1 pseudogene is annotated in these 1,044 nt (G+C 37.0%); it reads right to left on the reverse strand.

The features are described 5' to 3' along the window. Nucleotides 1-619 (reverse strand): annotated as a pseudogene (locus R8269_RS26185) (flagellar motor switch protein FliM); the annotation flags it as partial. Nucleotides 620-1,044: the final 425 nt, after the last annotated feature.

Below are 1,044 nucleotides of genomic sequence, written 5' to 3' on the forward strand. Positions count from 1 at the left end.
GAACTGGCGTTGATTCTAGGGAACGACAAAAAGGTTCATACAAATCCACGTCTGATTGCAGCTCAAGCTGTTCAATCAAGGTTTGGATCAGATGCGTGTCCAGTTTTAAGTACATCGACCCTTGATAACCTTCAAAGGTGATATTTAATTGGACACATAAGCCTATGCCGCGTGGAGCTTCATACTCACATGCTTCCCACATGTCTTGCGGTGCTAGCCAACCGATAATAATGCGGCTGATTCTTTCTTGTAGGCGAAGATCACTGGCAGTCAGTGTTGCGACTGAACGCTCTGTATTAGCGCCATAAAAACGGTCTGCTAATTTAACGAGAGTCTGAGTATCACCGTGAACAAATACCATGCCACCTTCTTGGTGCTTATGGGTGGATGTCTGATCTTTGTCCATCATTGCAGGAGAGAATCGATGCAGGTCTACGGAGGTTAAGCTAGCTTCCACTTAGTTTGTACTGAGCCAATTTTGCAATTCATTCGTTAGGCTTGAACAAGATTCTGAAATTAAATTTTCAAGCTTATCTCGAATGATATGAATAGGCTTGCCTAATAATTCGACATCAAGAGGTTTGATATCGGAAATAGACTCACTAACTCTAGTTTCCATTTATATTTTACCGTGCGTTAACAAACTAAGTTCTTCTAACTTAATATTCGGTAGTCTACACAGAGTTTTTCATGATGTTTTAGTTTTAACTTCGAATTATGTGACTTTAGTTCACATGTTGCTTATGTCAGTACATGCGAAGCTTTTAATAAAAATTAAAAAGGGTTAGTTTCATTTATAAATCGGTTAATAAATTAAAATAGCAACTTTTGAGCAATATTTGTTGTTATTTCACCAGGTTCCTCTATCTGGTTACTAACGTGATTATTATAAAAAAATTAATATAAATAGTTGTTTTATTGGTCTTATCTCGTTTGTTTTATGGGTGTTCCAGCTCATGTAAACGTTTGCCAATCAATTTAAGTATTTCAGAATAGGTAATTAACATGATTAGCTATGCCAGTTATAGAGCTTCAGTGGCATAT

The sequence above is a fragment of the Vibrio sp. Vb0667 genome (genome assembly GCF_033391095.1).